Below are 20,521 nucleotides of genomic sequence, written 5' to 3' on the forward strand. Positions count from 1 at the left end.
GTATAATGTTAAATGGCATGCGAGTCTCTAAGTAGGGACATTATTAGTGTTTACTAGTTTCTGCAAACTTATACGTTGCAGACTTAACTAAGTTAAAATCATTTTTGCTCTAAACTCTGGGAAGGGGGTGAATCGGCTAATGAGGGAAATGAGCTATAATTTATCTAAAGAAAACTCTCAACAACCGAAAGATATTCGAGGAGGAGAAAAAAGGTTATGAAAAAAAGTTTATCTGCAATTTTGTCCTTGGCTATGGCATTCTCGATGTTTTCTTCCGTTGCGTTCGGCGCTGAAGCTGAAGCTAAGAAAACATCTGCTGACTTCGACGATCTGAAAGATCTGACAGCAGAACAAAAAGTAATTTTCGATGCAATGATCTCTGGCGGCATCTTCGACGGCGTAGGCGAAAAAACATTTGGTCTGAAAGACAAAATGAACCGCGCTCAATTCGCTAAAGTTGCAGCTTTGATCTTTGATCTGGAAGTTGACACTTCCTTGAAAACTTCCAGCTTCAGCGATGTTAAAGCAGAAGACCCAGCTAACGGCTACGCTCTTCCTTACATCGAAGCTTTGAAAGCTGCTGGTTTGACTGACGGTTATGCACCTGGTGAATACAATCCTGCTGGCGAAGTTACTAAACAAGAACTCGCAACTTTCCTGGTTCGCGGTCTTGGTTGGGAAGCTGAAGCGAAAGCAAGCGCTGGCGTAAGCGACAAAACAGTTTCCGACTGGGCTAAAGGTTACGTTGCAGTAGCAATCGAGAAAAAAATCTTGACTAGCGGCGAAGACGGTACTTTCGGTGGTACTTCCGCAGCTACTCGTGACTTGCTCGTATTGTCTTCCTACGCTGCTGACAAACAATACGTTCCAGCTGGTAAAGTTAGCGTAACTGAAGCTAAAGCAACTGGCGTTAGACAAGTTACTGTAAACTTCAACAAACCAGTTGATACTGACAAAGCTCAAGTAACACTGAAAAAAGGCAGCCTAGCAATTGCTACAACAACTAAGTTCTCCGAAGACAAAAAATCCGCAATCTTGACTTTGGATGATGTTAAAATTACTGCAGGTTCTTACTCTGTAGCGGTTACTGGCTTGGATGCTGCTACAATTGATAAATCCACTGCCGAATTCACTGCTGAAGACGAGAAGTTGACTAAGCTGAGCTTCGTTAACCCAAGTGAAAAAATTGCTAAATCCCCTAGCGTAATCGTTAAGGTGAAAGCTGAAAACCAATACGGTGAGAATGCTTCTATCAACGGCGGTAGCTACACGGCTATGGCGGGCGGCGAAACTAAAACCGTTAAGAGAAATGATGATACAGGTTTCCTTGAAATTGAGTTGGACACTACTAAAAACTCTGCAGGGACTCCAACTACAAGTGAGCTTGATGTTGTTCCGATCAACATTTACCTGACGAACTCCAACATTTCCGCTCAAAAAACATTCAAAATTGGTACAGAGCCAATGGTTTCCAAAATTGAGCTTGGCGCACCGGTATATTCCACTGGATCTACAACTTTGAATGGCGAAGGCGAGTATGTAGAACTTCCAATCACAAGATACGATCAATATGGCGATGTCTTCAAAGACAACGATAAATTTACGGGCGCATTTGCTTCCTTGAGCGATCGTACGAAAGCTGATGTTATCATCACTCCTTGGAATGATGAAGCGTTGAAGTTTGATGCTACTACAGCTAAGAAAGATAAATTGAAAATCAGCTTGTCCAAAAACATTGATAAAGCAGGCGAATATACAGCGACTGTATATGTTAGCGGATCCTCTGCTACTGCAACAATCTCTGTTAAATCGACTAAGCTTGCAACTAGCGTAGACTTTGGTTCTTTCAACGGTGTGTTGGCAACAGGCGATGTAAATAAATACATCCCAATCGTGGCCTATGATGCTAATGGCGACCAATTAAGCGCAGATGATATCGTAGACAATGCTAAGAACAAGCGCTTTACAATCTCCGTTTCTGGAGCAAACATCGCAACCGCTCCATTGGGTAACGGTAACGATGCAATTGTTACAAGCGGTGAACACAAAGGTAAAATTAAACTAGACTCCATTACTGCTGGTAAAGGCGGAGTAGTTTACGTTAACCTTGGTATCTACACAGCAAACGTACAAGTTAATAAGTATCAACAATACACGGTTCAAGACCAACGTGTAGCTGATACGATTAAACTCGTAAGCGCTGAGCCAGCTCACAAAGCTACTAACGGCGGTGCTTCCAAAGTTAAATGGCAAGTGCTTGACCAATACGGCGAGAAGTTGGATACCCTTGGTTCTAACGCTGCTAACTACAAACTTGCTGTTAGCGTATCTAACGCAACATATGGTTCTGTATCCGGTCCAGTAGCAGATGGAGTAGATATTCCTAGCACGAACTTCAAAGCGTTTAACGGTAAAGAAATCAAGTTGACTGGCCAAAATGTAACGAACGCTGCTCAAAAAGTGAAGCTGGAAGTTAAACTGTTGGAAAATAAAACAGGCTTCACGGATGCAACTAAAACAGTTACTTTGAAAACTGTTGACAACGAAGTTGAAGTGCTTCCAAGCACTACTGAGCTGACTTACAGAATCGAACCGGTTAAAGACCTGTTTGCAGTATTGGATAGCGGCATGACTAATAACTTTAAAGATACTGATGCAGGAAAGTATTATAATGCTCTTGGCAGAACAATTTCGATCAAAGCAAAAGATAAATCGGGTAATGAGGTTGCAATTCCTGAAAACCTGATTACAGCAGTAACTTCTTCTAACACTAGCGTAGCTCATGCTGTATACAATAACGGTTTCGGATTTGAATTCGATGAAAATGGAAAAGCAGTTCCAACTGTTAACGCTGCTGATGCAGGTAAAGCAGCAATCGTTGGTAACAAAGCAGGCACTGCAACGATTACTATTGCTTACACGAACCTTAAAGGTGAGCAAAAAACAGAAGTTGTGAACGTTAATGTCAAAACGGATCCAGTATCTGTAGCTTCCTTGACAGCTGGTAACAGCTCCTATGACGCTGCTAAAACTGGTAATACTCTGAACGACAATGCGTACACAATCATGGATCTTAAAGTAATCGACAACTACGGTATTGAGTACACGAAAGAAGAAATCTTCAACTTCAGACAATTCACAAATGTTCTTTACACTGTGTCTGATGTAATTGGTGGCGGTACTGTAACTGTTGCTGGTAATGGTACAATTACACTTAATGGTAATGTTACAAGCTTCGTACTGAAAGCTACTTCCGGTACTAAATCTGTAACTACTGACGTTACTGTGACTCCGTAACAGAAGCTTACCGTAACAGAAGTTTATAAGAGAGACCCGAAAGGGTCTCTTTTATTTTAAGAACCTATCCAGAGGTGATTATATATGTTGAATACATTCAAGAAAAAGTTAATGCTTTGTATGGTCCTGATTTGCACGAGCACCATATACATAGCCAATGCCAGCAGTTCTGACACGGCAGTAACACCAGGCTCAGTCAACGATCCTGTCATTACCAAAAGCTACTTCGATCAACAAATCGAGAAGAAAATTACAGAGGCCCTTGCGAATCATACAAGCAGCGGCGGTAAAGCGCCGGATCCTTCTACTCAACCTGCTCCATCTACGACTAACCTCACTATCGTTGAACTCCAGCAATCGCAAGCTCTCTATGGCGGCTCAGGCACCGAAATCATTGTTCGAAGCGGCAAAGTACTCGTCACCAGCTCGGATGAAAGCGGTATCGCTGACGTTACCATAGGTAAAGATATTACGAATGGCGCACCGGTCGAGCTGAATCATTTGCTTATTGTTCCACGCGAAGGACGGGGAATTAAGCCGGATCCAAAAAACAAACAAGACATATTCGTCATGGTACGCGGAAGCTATTCCATTTTAAATGCCGACGGTACAAAAGCTACTCCATAATTTTACCCTTGCGACCAATCATTTATACGTTTGACTTCCTTCGGAGCGGTCATACTAAGCCCACATCCCGATGAAGGAGGCTTTCGATTATGTCGAAAACAAACAAGAAGGTCGTACCGGAGAGCGGAAAAGCGTTGGATATTCTGAAGTATGAAATTGCGGCCGAACTGGGGCTACCGGTAGGTAAACAGATGGCGAGCATGAATGTGGAGTTTGCGACAGAGCTTGGTTCAATTCCGTCCCAACAAGTGAAAGAGGATTATTGGGGGCATATCGCATCTCGTGATGCAGGCGCTGTCGGGGGAACGATTACTTCCCGCCTAATTAAAAAGGCCGAGGAAACGTTGTTCGGACTCTAGCTGGAAACAATTTAAAGCACTAATTGTTAATTTTTTTGAACAAGTCCCGAATTCATTGACAGTGTTGGACAAATCCAGTAACATACAGAATGAAGGTAAACATTAAAGAAACCTTTTCCACTCGGAAAAGGTTAATTTTTTGCATGTAGACTTATTCATTAATTAATACTAGCAGTAGGAGGTTGTTCTAATGTCCAATTCAACCGGTCGTCGCTTGTTTACATCCGAGTCCGTTACCGAAGGTCATCCGGATAAAATTTGCGACCAAATATCCGACTCCGTTCTGGATGCTTTTCTTGCTAATGACCCTAACGCGCGTGTTGCGTGCGAAGTTTCCGTTGCTACAGGTTTAGTGCTTGTGATCGGTGAAATTTCAAGCCGTTCGGAGTTTGTCGATATCCAATCGATCGCACGTCAAACGATTAAAGATATTGGCTATACGCGAGCTAAGTATGGTTTTGACTCGTCCACTTGCGCCGTGCTTGTTTCCTTGAATGAGCAGTCGCCTGACATCGCACAAGGGGTAGACCAAGCCCTCGAAGCACGCGAAGGTCAAATGTCAGACGATCAGATCGAAGCGATCGGAGCGGGCGACCAAGGGATGATGTTCGGTTTTGCAGTCAATGAAACTCCTGAATTGATGCCATTGCCGATTTCTCTTTCTCACCAATTGTCCCGCCGCTTGTCCGAAGTTCGCAAGAACGGTACGCTTGGCTACCTCCGTCCGGATGGTAAAACGCAAGTTACTGTCGAATACGATGGAGCAAAGCCGGTTCGTGTCGACACGATTGTCGTTTCTACCCAGCATGCGGAAGAAATTACGCTGGAGCAAATTCAAGCTGACATTAAAGAGCACGTCATCAAGCCGGTTGTACCGGAACACTTGATCGATGCCGATACCAAATACTTCATCAACCCGACGGGGCGTTTCGTTATCGGTGGACCACAAGGGGATGCAGGTCTCACAGGCCGTAAAATTATCGTCGATACGTACGGCGGTTACGCTCGTCACGGCGGCGGCGCTTTCTCCGGTAAAGATCCGACGAAAGTTGACCGCTCCGGCGCATATGCAGCACGCTATGTTGCGAAGAACATTGTTGCCGCAGGTCTTGCCGACAAGTGCGAAGTACAGCTTGCCTACGCAATTGGTGTGGCTAAGCCGGTATCGATCTCCGTCGATACATTCGGTACAGGTACAGTGAGCGAAGAGAAGCTGGTCGAAATCGTTCGCAAAAACTTCGACCTGCGCCCTGCAGGCATTATCAAAATGCTCGACCTGCGTCGCCCGATTTACAAGCAAACGGCAGCCTACGGACATTTTGGCCGTACGGATATCGATTTGCCTTGGGAGCGTACGGACAAAGCGGAGCAGTTGAAAGCAGACGCACTGTAATATATCAGCGTTTATGATCTGTCTAAGCAAGACGATCCGATTCGATTCGGATCGTCTTTTTGACTTTGTCGAATATTATACTATGCAATGAACGTAACTTTTCTCATAGAATAAGAGTCTAATAGAAAGGAGAGTGAAATAGAGAGGAGATTAATAGCGTGATTTTGCACAAGAAGTGGCGAAAGTTGTCGTATGTCGTACTAGCAGCTAGCGTTATCCTATCATCTTGGTCAGCGACAACCGCTGCCTTTGCACAAAGCCAACCTGTTCTAACGATGGTGAACCAAGAAATTTTAACGTCAGGCGCTATATTGAAAAAATACACTTGGCAGACGACCCGTAACAATAAAGACGTAAAAGTGAACGCGAATGTAGTGGAAGTGGACTTGACGAATTCGAACGTCAAATTGGATGTGATGACGGGTACCAACAATCAGTTTACGAAAAAGCAGACCGTGCTCGGAATGGCTATAGAGACGAAAGCCGTAGCCGGGGTGAACGGAGATTTCTATAACACGCAGGCTGAAGGGGTACCGATGGGCCCGCAAATAAGTAACGGACAGCTTATGGCGACTCCGCCGTATTTACCGGGCTTTTACACATTCGCCCTCGATCAGAACAATAAACCGATTGTGGACTTATTTACTTTTAAAGGAAACATCATAGCGAAAGATGGAGCGAGCTATCCGCTTGGCGGGATTAATAAGACGTATTACTGGTTTGAGCCGGGCGGGGAGCATAGTCATATCGACGGCCTCTTCATGTACACGAATGCCTGGGGGCAGGTGGACCGCTCCAACGACGGAGTGACTTATCCGACCGAAGTGCTGGTGCAGAACGGCATCATCACGCAGATCCCGGAGAACGGCGTTGTGAATATGATTGCTCCCCAAGACGGGTATATTTTGCGCGCATCGGGCAAAGCGGCCGAGTTTGTGCGTGCCCACCTGAAGGTAGGAGATCCGATAAAGGCGGACTATGAAGTGCTTGCTCAGGACTCGAATACGAAGTACGACGTGACCAAGTTCAAAATGATGATCGGTGGCCACACGATTCTGGTGGACGGCGGCCAGCCCGCAAAGTTCTCGCGTGAAGTGGCGAGCTTGTGCTGCACCCGTTCCCGAACGGCGATCGGGTACTCGAAGGACGAGAAAACGGCTTATCTCATTACAGCCGATTACAGCGGCGAAAGCAAGGGTTTGAGTATGACCGAGCTGCAGCAGTTTATGATTCAGGTCGGCGTATGGAAGGGATTGAATCTCGACGGCGGCGGCTCTACGCAAATGGTCGCCAGACCGCTCGGCGAATTCGAGCCGGTGCTTGTCAACAAGACGGAAACCGGCATACAACGGAAAGTTGTGAATGGTGTAGGCGTCTACTCCATTGCCCCTAAGGGGCAAGTAAAAGGTTTATTCGTCCAAGCCCCTAACGTATTGTTCCTCGGGGAACATTCGCCGCTTAGCACCAAAGCTTACGACGAATACTACAACCCGATGGAAGCGGGTACGATGACCGCCCAGTGGAGCGTCGCCGATCAGAGGGGCACATTTAAAGAAAACGTATTTACACCGACCAAGGCGGGTATGGCTAAAGTAACCGCCGTATCCGGCCAAGCAAGCTTTACGGCTGACGTGGAGGTTGCCGGAAGGAACCAAATCGCCAGTATGAAGATCATGACCGATAGCTTGGCTTTGTCCGAAGGCGAGACTTATAAAATCCCCGTAGTCGCGACAACCGTCTCGGGCAAAACGAGGGAGATTCCGGCGGAACTCATCGAGTGGGAGGTTCTCGGCATTAAAGGTCAGGCGGCTAACGGGAAACTGACGGTTGAAAGCCTCAACGGCAGCACTGGCGCTCAACTGATCGCCCGTTATGACGGTTATAGCACAATGGCGACAATTCCGGTCGGGATCGACAAAACCTGGTATGACCTCGACAATTTTGCTGTCATGACGATGTCCGATCAGAAGCCCGCGGAAGTTAAAGCGTCCGTACAGATCAAGCCGAGCGAGACGAATAATAAGTACCTCGAGCTGCAGTATGATTTTACGCAGGGGACAGGCAACAAATGGGCTTATGCGACGCTGGATACCGGAGTGCTCATTGAAGGTCAGCCGCAAATGCTGAAGGTAAAAGTGAACGGTGACGAGAGCTTAAACTGGCTGCGGGCCGAAATTCTAGATAACAGCGGAAAAATCCATTACGTCGATTTGGCGCGCAATATTAACTGGAAAGGCTGGAAGCAGTTGACAGCCGACTTATCCGAATATAAAATGAATTATCCGATTCGTGTGAAAAGCTTGTATTTGGTTAATGAAGAAATCGGACAGGACGAACGGGCGGCGAAAGGCAGTATCGGAATCGACGATATCGCCTTTACTTATCGCGGCAGCGTCCAGCAGCCGGCACAAAATTCGGTAGGGTTGACGATTAACAAGAAGGCGGTTACGGTGAACGGGAAAAGCCTGACTTTGGAGCAGGCGCCCTATATTACGGAAGGAAATACATTGATTCCGATTCGTTTCGTAACGGATGCGCTGGGCGGTACGGTTCGTTGGGACGAGAAGGAACGCAAAGTTACGGTCATCCGGGGAACCAAGATGATCGACCTATGGATCGATCAGAAAGACTTGCTTGTCAACGGTCAGCGCATCACAGCCGAGGTAGCGCCTGTCATTAAAAGTGATATAACTATGGTTCCACTCCGGATTTTATCCGAGAATTTGGGCTGGAAGGTGACTTGGGACGCTAAGACTCAGCAAATCACGATGCAATAATTAGTGCTTCAAGCTCTCACATTCTTTCGTGATTATGGTACTATATTGCTAGAACGAACGAGAAAAATGGCGAAGGAGCACTGTCCGGATGCAAGTCGACGTCTTTGACCGCGTCATCAAGAATGCCATTAATGTGATGGAGAACAGCAAGTACCAGATATTTGAGATTTGTGAGAGTGTCCGGGCTGAACGCGAAGCGCTTAACAATGAGCTGCAGCTTGTCATTGAAGAAACGAAGAAGATGATCGACACGGTGGATCGTTTTGAGGTCGATTACCGGCGGTCCCGCGTCCGATTGACGGAAGTCAGCCGTGATTTCAAACGATTCAATGAAGAAGATATTCGCGCCGCGTACGAAGCGGCTACTCAACTCCAGGCCCAATTGGCTATTCACAGGGAAAAGGAACTGCATTTAAAACATCGCCGCGATGATTTGCAGAAGCGAATCAAGAATGTAGATAAACAATTGGAGCGGGCGGAAACGTTAGTGTCTCAATTCGGCGTCGTTCTGGAGTATTTGTCAGGAGACCTGAACCAGGTGACGCGCATATTGGAATCCGCCAAGAACCGCCAACTATTGGGCTTGAAAATTATATTGGCACAGGAAGAAGAACGTAAGCGCATTGCCCGGGAAATTCATGACGGCCTGGCGCAAAATATGGCTAACATGGTGCTTCGTACGGAAATTACCGAGCGGATGTTGGCCAAGGAAGCCTATAACGCGGTAAAAAATGAATTAAGCGATCTGAAGCTAAGCGTGCGGAGCGGAATTGAAGAGGTTCGGAAAATCATCTTCAACCTCCGCCCCATGGCGCTTGACGATTTAGGCCTCGTGCCGACGCTTCGTAAATTCGTCCAGGATTACGAAGAGAAAGCGAAAATACGTACCAAGTTCGAAATGGTGGGTAAAGAAATTCGTCTGCCTTCGGGCATGGAGGTTGCGATCTATCGACTCGTGCAGGAGACGTTCTCTAATGTCCACAAGCACGCACAGGCTACTCATGTGACGCTCGAGCTGACCTTCCAACAGCAAATGGTCAAATTGACGGTGAGTGACAACGGCATGGGCTTTTCGACCGAAAACATAGATAAGAAGATTGCCAATGGCACACACTACGGATTGATGGGCATGCGGGAACGCGTAGAGCTTCTCGAAGGCAGAATGGATATTGAATCGACGGTGGGCGTAGGAACGAAAGTTTCCATGGTCATACCAATTAAATCGGATTCCAGAGAGGAGTAAGAATTATGGATATCATGGGCAATGTCAAGCGCCCGATAAAGCTGGTTCTTGCGGATGACCATCAGTTGTTTCGCGAGGGAGTTAAGCGGATTTTAAATATGGAGAGCGATTTGGAAGTCGTCGGCGAGTGCGGAGACGGTATTCAGGTTCTGGAATTATGCAATACGCTTCACCCGGACATCGTCCTGATGGACATCAACATGCCGGTCGAGAATGGCGTCGTCGCAACGGAGAAGCTGAAAGATATTTTTCCCGATATTAAGGTGATCATTCTCTCCATTCATGATGACGAAAGCTATGTGTTTGAGACGCTTCGTAAGGGAGCTTCCGGTTATTTGCTGAAGGACATGGAAGCAGAGTCGCTCATTAACGCGATTCGCTCGGTTGTCGCGGGACATGCCTACATTCACCCCAAAGTGACAGGCAAGCTGATCAATCAACTGCGCCGAATGACTTACTTGGACGAGCAAGGCGTCTCCGGTACCAGTACCGCGGCCAAGGAAGCCGGCGTGAAATATGTGCATATGGACAATAGCCCGCTGACGCGCCGCGAAGCGGAAGTGCTTCGTCTTATGGCGGAAGGCAAGAGCAATAAGATGATCGGCGAGTTTCTTTACATAAGCGAAAAGACGGTAAAAAACCATGTAAGCAGTATTCTGCAAAAGATGGAAGTCGATGATCGGACGCAAGCGGTCATTATCGCTATTAAGAACGGCTGGGTAACCCTGTAAGCTGCCGGACGACAGCAGTCTTTATTTAGATTCCCAAGGCACCAACCTTATGGAAGCGGCATATACTGCTCTTAAGGGAGGGAGCCGCTATGATGATAGGCTTGGTTTGGATCATGGGCTTTTACGCTGCGGGAATCGCAATCATCCATACGCTTCACTGGCGTTGGAAGCGGCACGGAAGCCACCGCATCACGCATTATGTGCTCCGAACGAGGAATAACGGACGCGATATTGAGTGGTATTTGAGGTCACTGCATTTGTTCTCCTGGATAAAGGGTAAATCGATCGAGGTGACACTTGCCGACGAAGGATCTACGGACGAGACGATCGCTATTGCCGAGCGGTTAAGCAAGGAACATCATCTGAACATTCATACGCGTGTGGAAGACAATTGGGACGAGTGGATGTTGAAGCACGAGCATGAGCAGATTGTGATTGTCCAGCTTAATCAAGCAGATGGTTTAGAAACCGCCTTCAAATATATGTGATCATCGGATAAAGGAGTAGCATGAAAGCATTCGTCTATTTGCTGGATAGTGCGAAAGAGAAGTCCTGGCACGTTTCTTTGGAACTGCGGGCGGATCGGGATCATTCGGTTCGGGTACACGGTCGAGATTTTCGTCTGCGTGTGCTGGAACCGTCTTTGTCGTTCGGACAAGCCTACGCTCTTGTGAAGAGCTTGAACGGACGGAGGGGGGACGACTTGGCCGCGTTGCGGCGGGCAGCCGCCGGGTTAGGTTGGAAGGCTTCCGCTACGGACCACTGGAGACTTTGGTCTTGGCGTCCGCAAGCAAGCGATGAGGTGACCAAAACAGCTTGGATCGAAACGGATCGTCTAGTGTCGGCTTTAGCCCAGGGGGTCGAAGGAAGAAGCTTATTGCTGGAGGAGCTGGAGGCGCTTCTGAAAGAGAAGTCCTGGGGGCAAGCAGAGTCTCATGCAGGCTTACCCTATTTGCTCCAACTGGCATGGCTGCAAAAGCGGTTGACGCTCCACCCGGGTATACAGGCAGGGAACGTTCGTCACGCCCTGGGACTAGCCGGTTGGCGTAGGGCGCAGGCGCGCTGCCTGCGGTGCGGGAGCACAGGCATACAGGGGAAGCCTGAGGAAGCGGGGCTTGTTGTATGGTCGGGCTGTCCGTCGTGCGGGACCGATTGTCCGTATTGCGAGGGCTGTTTGACGATGGGCAGGGTTCGCTCTTGCAGCCCGCTGGTTCAGGGCATTCGAGCGACCGGAATGAAACGCGAGGTTAGCAAGGGTCCGCTACAGTCGAAGTCTAATACCGCTTACCTTGAATCATGGGGGCTAAGCCCGATACAAGCTGCCGCATCGGAGGAAGCATTGAGTTTTTTGAAAGCAAATAAATCCCTTACCAGTGAAAAAACGGGTATGGGCCGGTTTTTAATTTGGGCGGTCACCGGGGCGGGAAAAACCGAAATGATATTTCCGATGATCCAGTACACGGTCGAATCGCACGGCAAGGTGGCGGTCGTGACGCCGCGGAGGGATGTCGTTCTGGAGCTGAAGCCGCGGTTGGAGAAGGCATTCCCGCACATTCGTGTCGTCACGCTGTACGGCGGCAGTGAGCAGCGCTGGGAGCGAGGCGAGCTTACCTTGGCGACGACGCATCAGATGATGCGGTTTAAGGAAGCTTTCGATCTGGTTATCGTGGACGAGATCGATGCTTTTCCATATCACAACAATCCTATGCTGCTCTATGCGGTGGAACAAGTATGCTCGCCGGGCGGATCCTTTATCTTGCTATCCGCCACACCTCCCGAGGCGCTGCAGCAGCAGGTGCGCGCAGGCCTCCTGCCGCATGCCCGGGTACCTGCAAGATACCATAGGCGCCCGCTGCCCGAACCGGTATTGCTCCGATGTTCTCCGATAAAGCGATTGCTGCAGGAACAGCGGCTGCCGGCACGTTTACAATCGGCGATTCAGAGGTCTCTGACTCGAGGCGCGCAAGTGTTTGTGTTTGTGCCGAATATCAAAACGGTTGATTCCTTTGTTACTCTGCTTCGTAGTGCGTTCCCGGGTTATGGAATAGAGGGGACGTCCTCGAGGGATGCTGAGCGCGCGGAGAAGGTGGTCTCCTTCCGTTCCGGGGCCATCCGGCTGCTGGTGACGACGACCATTCTGGAGCGAGGCGTGACGATTCCGAAATCCGATGTGTTTATTCTGGAGGCCGGGTCTTCCATGTTCGATGCCGCTTCGCTGGTCCAGATGGCCGGTAGAGCGGGACGCTCTGCGCAGGACCCGAACGGATTCGTTTATTTTGCCGCTGAGGAGAAGACCAGATCTCAGGTTCAGGCCGTCAAGCAGATTAAGGAGATGAATGCGCTAGCTCGAAAAAGAGGATATATCGACTAGGGCGTTAGGAGGAGGATCTGGACATCATTCAACCGTGGAAAGAACGATGGTTTTCTTTATGGAAACGATGGGTGCGAGGTATGGAAGGGCAGCTCGCTCCGCGCGCGCGAACTTGCTTGGTATGCGGCAATGCGAGTAAAGGGAGCGTCTCGGCGCAGCTGCAGGTGTGCCGCTCCTGCGAGGCGGCAATCCCATGGATACGAAACGTACAGTGTGCGCGCTGCGGCCGGCACGAGCGCTGCCCGGATTGCACAAGGCGGGAGGAGACCTACTTCGTGCAAAACCGCAGCTGCGTTCGTTATGACGAACAGATGAAATCATGGCTGGCGCTGTACAAGTACCGTGGCAAAGAATCGCTCAAACGCGTGCTCGGAAATATGCTGGTCCACGCGTATCATCTGCATCGGCTCGCGCTCGAGCAAGAGGCTTGGCCAAAGCCCGATCAAGCCTATATGACCTTCGTTCCACTAAGCGAGGAGCGTTACGGGGAGCGGGGATTCAATCAGGCTGAGCAAATGGCTGTCGAAGTAAGCCGCTTGACCGGCATTCCGGTGCTTCCTCTACTCCGTCGTACCCGCCATACCGCGAAGCAAAGCTTTAAGGGCAGAGCGGACCGGTTGGACGATATGCAGGGAGTGTTTGAGTTGATACCGGAGGCGGTCAGTCAACTGCTTTCGTACACTTGCACGCAGCGTACGCACCTCTACATTGTAGACGATGTATATACGACCGGAAGCACCTTGAACGAGTGTGCCCGGGTCATTCGCAAGTCCTTGCCCGTGCAGGTATTTGGTCTTACTTTTGCCAGATAAGACATGTGTGAATCTTACCACTTTTTCGAAAAAAGGAAGTGCATTGTCCTATTGTTTGAGCTAAACTAGGGGTATAGAGGTTGGCTTATAGACAAGGAGGTATGTCATGAGTCTGAATGTGGCAAACTGTTACCGGTGTGGTAAAATATATGTGAAAAACATGCACGGCCTATGTCCGAACTGCATCAAGGACATTGAAAGCCAGTATGAGAAATGTTTGAAATATCTCCGTGAATATCGGACATGCACGATCCATGAATTGAGCGAAGCAACGGAGGTACCGGTAAAGCAAATCACGAAGTTCATCCGTGAGGGCCGTATCTCCATTAAGAATAACCCGAATATGTCGTACAGCTGTGAGGTTTGCGGGACAGCTATAAAGGATCATACCATTTGCGATTCCTGCCGTACGCGGCTGGCGAAGGATGCGAGCAATATGATGGAAGACGATCAGCGAAAGAAAGAAAAGCAGGAGGGCAAAGTAACCTTCAATATTAAGGATCGATTACACGAGCGGCATCAATAAGGAATTGTCAATCACATATAAACTTTTCATCTCCCCCCACCGATAAAAGTAATAAAGCTTTTACTGGTGGGTTTTATTATTTGTATGGAATGTGAATGAGGTGATATTGATGAAAATCAATGGTAGTAACCCGGTCGGCGCAGTTAATCAATATAAGAAGAACCAAGAATCGCAGCAGGCCTCGACAGGCCAGAGGATAGGCAAGAAGAAAGATCAGGTGGAAATTTCGAGCGAAGCGAAGGAGCTTCTGGAGACGCGGGGGGCGAGCCCGGCTTCGAGAGAGAAGATTGAAGCTTTGACAAATTCGGTGTCGTCAGGGACGTATCATGTCGATGCGCGGACGCTTGCGGAGAAAATATTTCCATTTCTTAAGTGATAAACAACGAGGGTGATGAGCATGGCATTTGAGGCTTTGATACGAATTATGGCGGCACTGAACGATGTCCATCTCTCCTTGCTGGAATTAGCGGAATTGAAGAAAGCTGCGCTAATCCAAAATGACGTTGAGGCTTTAACGCAAATCGTCACGAAAGAAAATAAATGGATCAAGCAGATCGGAGAGCTTGACGCGGACCGGGTAGAGGCGATAGGCCAGTTCATGATCGAGAAGAATTTTAAGCCTAACAAGCGTGTAACCGTAAGCGATCTTACCAAGATCATCTTTGATGCCGAGGATAAGAAAAAGCTGATCGAGGCCCAGAGGCAATTGTTGAATACGATTCGAAAATTAAGAGAGCAAAATCAGTTGAATCAGCAATTGATTGAGCACTCGCTGGCGTTCGTCAACTATTCTTTGGACCTTATCGTAGGCCCGCCGGAAGATGATGTCCTGTATCACAGGCCACAGCATCAGCCTTCCGGTTATAAACGTCCTGGACTTTTTGATACAAGAGCATAAGACGCGGTAGCGAAAGGGGTTTCATTTCATGCGTTCTACCTTTGGCGGGATTGAAATTGCAAAGCGCAGCTTGTTTACACAGCAGGCGGCTTTGACGACCACGGGTCATAATATTGCGAATGCGAATACGAAGGGATATTCCCGGCAAGTGGTCAATATGGTAGCTTCGCGTCCGATCGAATACCCGGGTCTCATGCGCAGTAATGTGCCTGGGCAAATGGGACAAGGTGTGGAATTCGACCACATCAAGAGGGTTAGGGAACGATTTTTGGACGATCAGTTTCATAATGAGAATAAAAATTTAGGCGATTGGTCCATCCGGAAGGATACGCTTGAGAAGCTGGAGGCGATTATTAACGAGCCTTCGGACACCGGGATACGCCAAACGATTGAAGGTTTCTGGAATGCATGGCAGGAATTGAGCAAGACGCCGGAAAATACGACCGCTCGCGTGCTTGTGAAAGAGCGGGCGCTTGCCATGACGGACGCTTTCAACCATATGTCTCGTCAATTGAAGGATTTGTCCGGTGACCTGACGCAGAACATCGAAGTGAAAGCAAGCGAGGCGAACCAGATTCTAACGCAGGTTTCACGTCTGAACGATGAAATTTACCGGATTGAGGGCCTAGGTAACGACGCTAACGACCTTCGCGATCAACGTGATCTGCTGATGGACAATCTCTCAAAAATTATGAATGTCTCTTATACCGAAGAAGACAGAGGCTATAACGTCAGGCTTGGAAATTTGCAACTGGTAAGCGGCAACCAAGTGTCTACCACATTTACAAGAGAGTCCTTGGAGGCTGCGGCCGTGTCGGGAGATTTGAACTCGGGCGAAGTGAACGGGATGATTCAATCCCGTGATTACTATGTTTCCAATTATCAATTTCAACTGGACAGTATGCTTAAGGTACTTGTTGAAGGCGAAGTCAAAGTGACCTTGCCCAAAGATATGGTCGTTCCGGAAGGAACCACGCTGAACATCGTAAACCCGGATGGCACAACGACGCCTAAAATATATACGGGGTCGATTGCAGACCGTACGCTTGGGGATAACGTGGATGTGATTGTCAACGGATTTAACGGTCTTCATCAACTCGGTTACGGGGGAAATTCACCTTTGAGATCCGGTACGGCTTTCTTTGCGCTTAAGCCTGGATATACCGAATTTAATGCGGAGAGCGTTACGATTAATTCCGTCATTTTGAATGACGTTGCCAATATTTCGTCCTCGGCACGGACCTACCTTGATGCAGGTCAAGAAACAGTGGTCAAAGGCAACAACGATATGGCCCTTCTTTTGGCTAATATGCGCACCAAGCGTATCAACTTTGACCCGAGCGCTACTGGAAGGCCGGTGCTGACCGACGGGACATTTGATGAATTTTACCGATCGATTGTCGGCGAGCTGGGCGTTCAGAGTCAGGAGGCTACGCGTCAGGCAGCAAATCAGCAGATTCTCGTTGATCAGGTTGAATCGCGCAGGCAAGCGGTCAGCGGTGTTTCGTTGGACGAAGAAATGGCGAATATGATCAAATATCAACATGCATACAGCGCCGCGGCGCGTTCCCTTACGACATTTGATGAAATGCTTGATAAAGTGATTAATGGCATGGGTGTGGTCGGCCGTTAATAAGTAACAAGGGGGAGGATCACTCATGACTACTCGGGTAACCCAAGGGATGTTAAATAATCAACTGCTTCGCAACATTAATACCAACTTGACCCGTATCAATAATCATCAGAATCAGCTATCAACCGGACGTCAAATTAATAAAGCCTCGGATGATCCGGTCGGTATTACTTTCTCTCTTCGTTATCGAAGCGAGCTTTCGGCGAACGATCAGTATGAGACTAATGTCGATGCAGCGGTGTCCTGGCTTGAATATACGGACACGATGCTGGCTCAGTCCGGAGAGGTGCTGCAGAGGGCTCGGGAGTTGACGGTCAAAGCGGCTACCGGGACGAACCCTCAACAGGCTCTGAACGCGATCAAGAGCGAAATCGACCAATTGAGAGCCCAGCTAGTTAACATCGGAAACAGCGAGTTTAATGGCAAGTACGTATTTAACGGCCAGTTGACCGATAAGGCGCCTTATGAAGAAGCGACTGCGGCGGGAGCTACCGTGGACCACGGTGAAATCAAGTTCGAGATTGGCGTAGGCGTTCGAATTGCGGCGAATATGCCGGGTAACAAAGTGTTTGGCGAACCGTATGATCCGAACGATCCGGTTAAGCAAAATAACGATAACCTTTTCCGCGTGTTGGACGATCTTTCGAAGTCGCTGGAGGATGGCAGCATTCCCGGTATTGAGAATGCCTTAGGCCGCTTGGATACCCGTATGGATGTATTCCTCGAGGCTAGAGCGGATGTGGGAGCGAAGCTGAACCGGATTGAGCTTGCCCAGGCTCGAATTCAAGATATCAATACGAATCTTCAGACGCTCCAGTCGAAAACCGAAGATGCGGACATAGCCGAGGTGATCACGAACTTAAAAACAGATGAAAATGTGTATCAAGCCTCATTATCGGTAGGGTCGAAAATCATTAGTACCAGCTTGGTGGATTTCCTTCGCTAGGGGGGCTATTGGTGGATATTCCCAGAATTCAAATTAGGCAGGAATACGGAAAGCTGGGTATCGATGCCGATTTGGGACGGCAGCATATGAGGCAGCCGCGTGCCTCCTTGGAGATTACCACTTCTCGTCCGAAGCAAGATATTCGTGCGGGTGAGGGGAAGCTCTCGATTGATCAAAGCAGGGCTTTTGACGCCGTCGGACATGGGCCCTTTCTTACGGTCATGAATCGGATATATAGTCAATCCAAGGGCATTGCTTTACAAGGAATTGCGAAGATTGTAGCGGATGGCAACCGAATGGCGCAGATTACTAATCCTGCAAACGCATTTGCAGAAATCGCCCGTAATCAAGCGTTTGATTTTTTTGAATTTAAAATCATGGGCGAAGCTTCTTTCGACAACGTCGATGTAAAATACGATGCAGGACCGTTAGAGATTGAGACCAGCGAAGGGTCTGTAAACATAGAGACGCATCCTAATCGTCCGGAGTACAATTATTATAGAGGGAAACTGGATATTTATCTTGCACAGTATCCAAGCGTTGAGATTATACCTCCTCGGCTGGATGAGAGAATGTAATCCTATCCTTTCTAGCGCATAATAAAGCTGTAGACATTGGTTCTATGGCTTTTTCGTTTATACGGAAGATGAAATTCAGAAAGAACAGGAGATGCGTAGCATTGGTCAAGGTGGAAACAGTCTTATTTGGAGAGATCGAAATTCGTGACGATCAGATCATTCGCTTTCCGGGCGGCATTCCGGGATTTGAAGATCATGAGAAGTTTACGATTATTGAACCCGATCCGAGTGTACCTTTTTCTTATCTGCAATCGATCGAAGATCAAGAGCTTCATTTTATATTGGCAGACCCGTTTGTATTTTTTAAAAGCTATGAATTTGAGGTTCCTCGAGGTGTTCAAGAGGAGATTGAGATTGACAGCCCGGAGGTTTTGGCCATTAAATCCATTGTTTCGGTTCAAGATAAATTGGAGGAGGCGACGGCCAATCTGCTTGCTCCCATCGTGATTAATACGAAGAAAATGCTTGCTAAACAGGTGGTTCTTCACGATACGGTGTATACAACCAAGCATAAGCTATTTGAATTAGCTGTTTCGGAATAACTGCCAAAAGAGGTGATGAACCGTGCTAGTGCTTTCGCGTAAAAAGGGAGAGTCCATCATGATCGGGGACCAAATCGAGCTTGTTATCCTTGGTACCGAGGGGGAATCCGTTCGAGTCGGGATAAGAGCGCCAAAACACATTCAGGTATACCGTAAAGAGGTGCACTTAGCAATTAAGCAATCCAACGAAGAAGCATCCAAAAGTGCTGTGAACTTAGACGCTTTGAGCGCGCTCTTCAAGAAGCGGGACCAGTAACAAGGTTTTACATTCATCAACAAATTTTTTCTAAATTGCTATTAACATTTTAAAATCGACCTCCGATATAATACGTAGGGCCTAATTTTGAGAGGGCGGCCGACCTTATCAATAGGCACATAGATTCCACATGGATGTGGATGAAACTTACCTTCAGGGAGGAAGAATGAAATGAGAATTAACCACAACATTGCAGCATTGAACACACATCGTCAATTGGGTACGAACACAGTTGGCGCTAACAAATCTTTGGAGAAGCTGTCTTCCGGTCTTCGTATTAACCGTGCCGGCGACGACGCAGCAGGTCTTGCCATCTCCGAGAAAATGCGCGGCCAAATCCGCGGTTTGGACCAAGCTAGCCGCAACGCTCAAGACGGTATCTCCTTGATCCAAACGGCTGAGGGCGCATTGAACGAGACTCACAGCATTCTGCAACGTATGCGTGAACTTGCTGTTCAATCCTCCTCCGATACGAACACGGACCAAGACCGTAAAAACCTTCAAAACGAAATGGATCAGTTGACTAAAGAGATCGACCGTATCCGTGACACCACACAGTTCAACACGAAGAGTCTGCTGGACGGCAAATTGGCTTCTAAGCATGCGGCTTCCGGCGGTAATGTATCTGCAAACACAGCTATTAGCGGTGGTGCTTCTCCAATAGCGGCCACCACTGCATTCAGTGCGTTGACAGATGTCAACGGTAAGTCCCTGGGAATCAGCGGCGGCAGCACCATTCAAGTATCCTGGGTTTCCAGCGGTACTTTCCACACTGCGACCCTCAATGGTTCGGATACCTTTAATACACTCGGAACAACACTGAGCGGCGCTACGGTTGCTGTTGATAGCAATAGTAACATCTCCCTTACTTCCAACACAGGTCTTGCCAATGCCATCCATGGTTTGACTCTTACTGTCAAGGACAGCAGCGGTAACATCAATTCGGCAGCTACTAAAGCATTGTCTTCCTTCACGGAAACTTCCGGTGCGTTCGACAAGCAAGTAAAAGACGGCAGCTTGCTGTTCCACATCGGTTCGAACACGGATGAGAATGTCTCCTTGTCTGTTAATGATATGGGCTCGATTGCACTTGGTGTGAAAGACCTGAAAATTGATAAGCAAGATAGAGCTAACGTAGCCATCAAAGCGATTGACGAAGCTACGCAGAAGGTATCTGCAGAGCGTTCCAAATTGGGAGCTATGCAAAACCGTCTGGAGCACACGATCAATAACTTGGGAACGGCATCCGAGAACTTGACGGCATCCGAATCCCGTATTCGCGATGTAGATATGGCGAAAGAGATGATGGACTTCACGAAGAACAACATCCTTACGCAAGCGGCTCAAGCTATGTTGGCACAAGCGAACCAACAACCACAAGGCGTTCTGCAATTGTTGGGCTAATGAAAATTATTACCAAAGAGATCCTAGTATGGCTAGGATCTCTTTTTATATTCCGGATAATACCTCTAACATTTTGTTTTCAAAAATCCGATAATAGTAGCATCGAGCATTGCAAAATTTGATATAAA

General features: G+C 48.1%; 19 protein-coding genes. All 19 read left to right on the forward strand.

The window, feature by feature from the left end; all coding sequences use genetic code 11:
• Positions 1–216: 216 nt before the first annotated feature.
• The 19 genes from JMF85_RS05045 (at position 217) to JMF85_RS05135 (ending at position 20,393) form a co-directional block, all read left to right on the forward strand.
• Positions 217–3,297 (forward strand): S-layer homology domain-containing protein, encoded by a 3,081-nt coding sequence (locus JMF85_RS05045; RefSeq protein ID WP_201317842.1) that lies wholly within the window; start codon positions 217–219, stop codon positions 3,295–3,297.
• Positions 3,298–3,381: 84 nt separating this feature from the next.
• Positions 3,382–3,924 (forward strand): hypothetical protein, encoded by a 543-nt coding sequence (locus JMF85_RS05050; RefSeq protein ID WP_201317843.1) that lies wholly within the window; start codon positions 3,382–3,384, stop codon positions 3,922–3,924.
• Between the two features lie 89 nt (positions 3,925–4,013).
• Positions 4,014–4,283 (forward strand): alpha/beta-type small acid-soluble spore protein, encoded by a 270-nt coding sequence (locus JMF85_RS05055; RefSeq protein ID WP_054799369.1) that lies wholly within the window; start codon positions 4,014–4,016, stop codon positions 4,281–4,283.
• 190 nt (positions 4,284–4,473) lie between these two features.
• Positions 4,474–5,676 carry a methionine adenosyltransferase gene (gene metK / locus JMF85_RS05060; RefSeq protein WP_141335947.1) on the forward strand — a complete coding sequence of 401 codons (1,203 nt, stop codon included), beginning with the start codon at positions 4,474–4,476 and terminating at the stop codon, positions 5,674–5,676.
• Positions 5,677–5,834: 158 nt separating this feature from the next.
• On the forward strand, positions 5,835–8,453 hold the full coding sequence (locus tag JMF85_RS05065; RefSeq protein WP_201317844.1) for a stalk domain-containing protein: 2,619 nt from the start codon (positions 5,835–5,837) through the stop codon (positions 8,451–8,453).
• An 88-nt stretch (positions 8,454–8,541) separates the two neighbouring features.
• Entirely contained in the window at positions 8,542–9,696 is a 1,155-nt protein-coding gene (locus JMF85_RS05070; protein WP_127609046.1) for a sensor histidine kinase, read from the forward strand.
• A 5-nt stretch (positions 9,697–9,701) separates the two neighbouring features.
• Complete coding sequence (locus JMF85_RS05075; protein WP_141335950.1) at positions 9,702–10,427, forward strand: response regulator; 726 nt, start codon at positions 9,702–9,704, stop codon at positions 10,425–10,427.
• Between the two features lie 89 nt (positions 10,428–10,516).
• On the forward strand, positions 10,517–10,915 hold the full coding sequence (locus JMF85_RS05080) for a glycosyltransferase family A protein (protein WP_054796301.1): 399 nt from the start codon (positions 10,517–10,519) through the stop codon (positions 10,913–10,915).
• 20 nt (positions 10,916–10,935) lie between these two features.
• On the forward strand, positions 10,936–12,798 hold the full coding sequence (locus JMF85_RS05085) for an ATP-dependent helicase ComFA (RefSeq protein WP_201317845.1): 1,863 nt from the start codon (positions 10,936–10,938) through the stop codon (positions 12,796–12,798).
• Between the two features lie 80 nt (positions 12,799–12,878).
• The gene (locus JMF85_RS05090; protein WP_201317861.1) at positions 12,879–13,610 is read left to right on the forward strand and encodes a ComFC family protein; all 732 of its coding nucleotides are present in this window, start codon (positions 12,879–12,881) and stop codon (positions 13,608–13,610) included.
• A gap of 106 nt (positions 13,611–13,716) precedes the next feature.
• A complete protein-coding gene (locus JMF85_RS05095) occupies positions 13,717–14,136 on the forward strand; it encodes a hypothetical protein (protein ID WP_054796305.1) in 420 nt (139 codons plus the stop codon).
• Positions 14,137–14,245: 109 nt separating this feature from the next.
• On the forward strand, positions 14,246–14,512 hold the full coding sequence (gene flgM, locus JMF85_RS05100; RefSeq protein WP_054796328.1) for a flagellar biosynthesis anti-sigma factor FlgM: 267 nt from the start codon (positions 14,246–14,248) through the stop codon (positions 14,510–14,512).
• 21 nt (positions 14,513–14,533) lie between these two features.
• Entirely contained in the window at positions 14,534–15,034 is a 501-nt protein-coding gene (locus tag JMF85_RS05105; RefSeq protein WP_155615204.1) for a flagellar protein FlgN, read from the forward strand.
• Positions 15,035–15,062: 28 nt separating this feature from the next.
• Positions 15,063–16,667: a flagellar hook-associated protein FlgK gene (gene flgK, locus JMF85_RS05110; protein WP_201317846.1), complete on the forward strand. Its 1,605-nt coding sequence runs from the start codon at positions 15,063–15,065 to the stop codon at positions 16,665–16,667.
• Between the two features lie 25 nt (positions 16,668–16,692).
• Positions 16,693–17,613, forward strand: a complete 921-nt coding sequence (gene flgL, locus JMF85_RS05115; protein WP_127609052.1) for a flagellar hook-associated protein FlgL — start codon at positions 16,693–16,695, stop codon at positions 17,611–17,613.
• 11 nt (positions 17,614–17,624) lie between these two features.
• Positions 17,625–18,191, forward strand: a complete 567-nt coding sequence (locus JMF85_RS05120) for a DUF6470 family protein (protein WP_236595739.1) — start codon at positions 17,625–17,627, stop codon at positions 18,189–18,191.
• Positions 18,192–18,301: 110 nt separating this feature from the next.
• Positions 18,302–18,733, forward strand: a complete 432-nt coding sequence (fliW, locus tag JMF85_RS05125) for a flagellar assembly protein FliW (protein ID WP_236595743.1) — start codon at positions 18,302–18,304, stop codon at positions 18,731–18,733.
• 28 nt (positions 18,734–18,761) lie between these two features.
• On the forward strand, positions 18,762–18,989 hold the full coding sequence (csrA, locus tag JMF85_RS05130) for a carbon storage regulator CsrA (RefSeq protein WP_397375737.1): 228 nt from the start codon (positions 18,762–18,764) through the stop codon (positions 18,987–18,989).
• A 171-nt stretch (positions 18,990–19,160) separates the two neighbouring features.
• Complete coding sequence (locus tag JMF85_RS05135; protein ID WP_201317847.1) at positions 19,161–20,393, forward strand: flagellin N-terminal helical domain-containing protein; 1,233 nt, start codon at positions 19,161–19,163, stop codon at positions 20,391–20,393.
• The last annotated feature ends 128 nt before the right edge of the window (positions 20,394–20,521 follow it).

The sequence above is a fragment of the Paenibacillus sp. EPM92 genome, from assembly GCF_016586185.1.
GTDB classification, from domain to species: domain Bacteria; phylum Bacillota; class Bacilli; order Paenibacillales; family NBRC-103111; genus Paenibacillus_G; species Paenibacillus_G validus.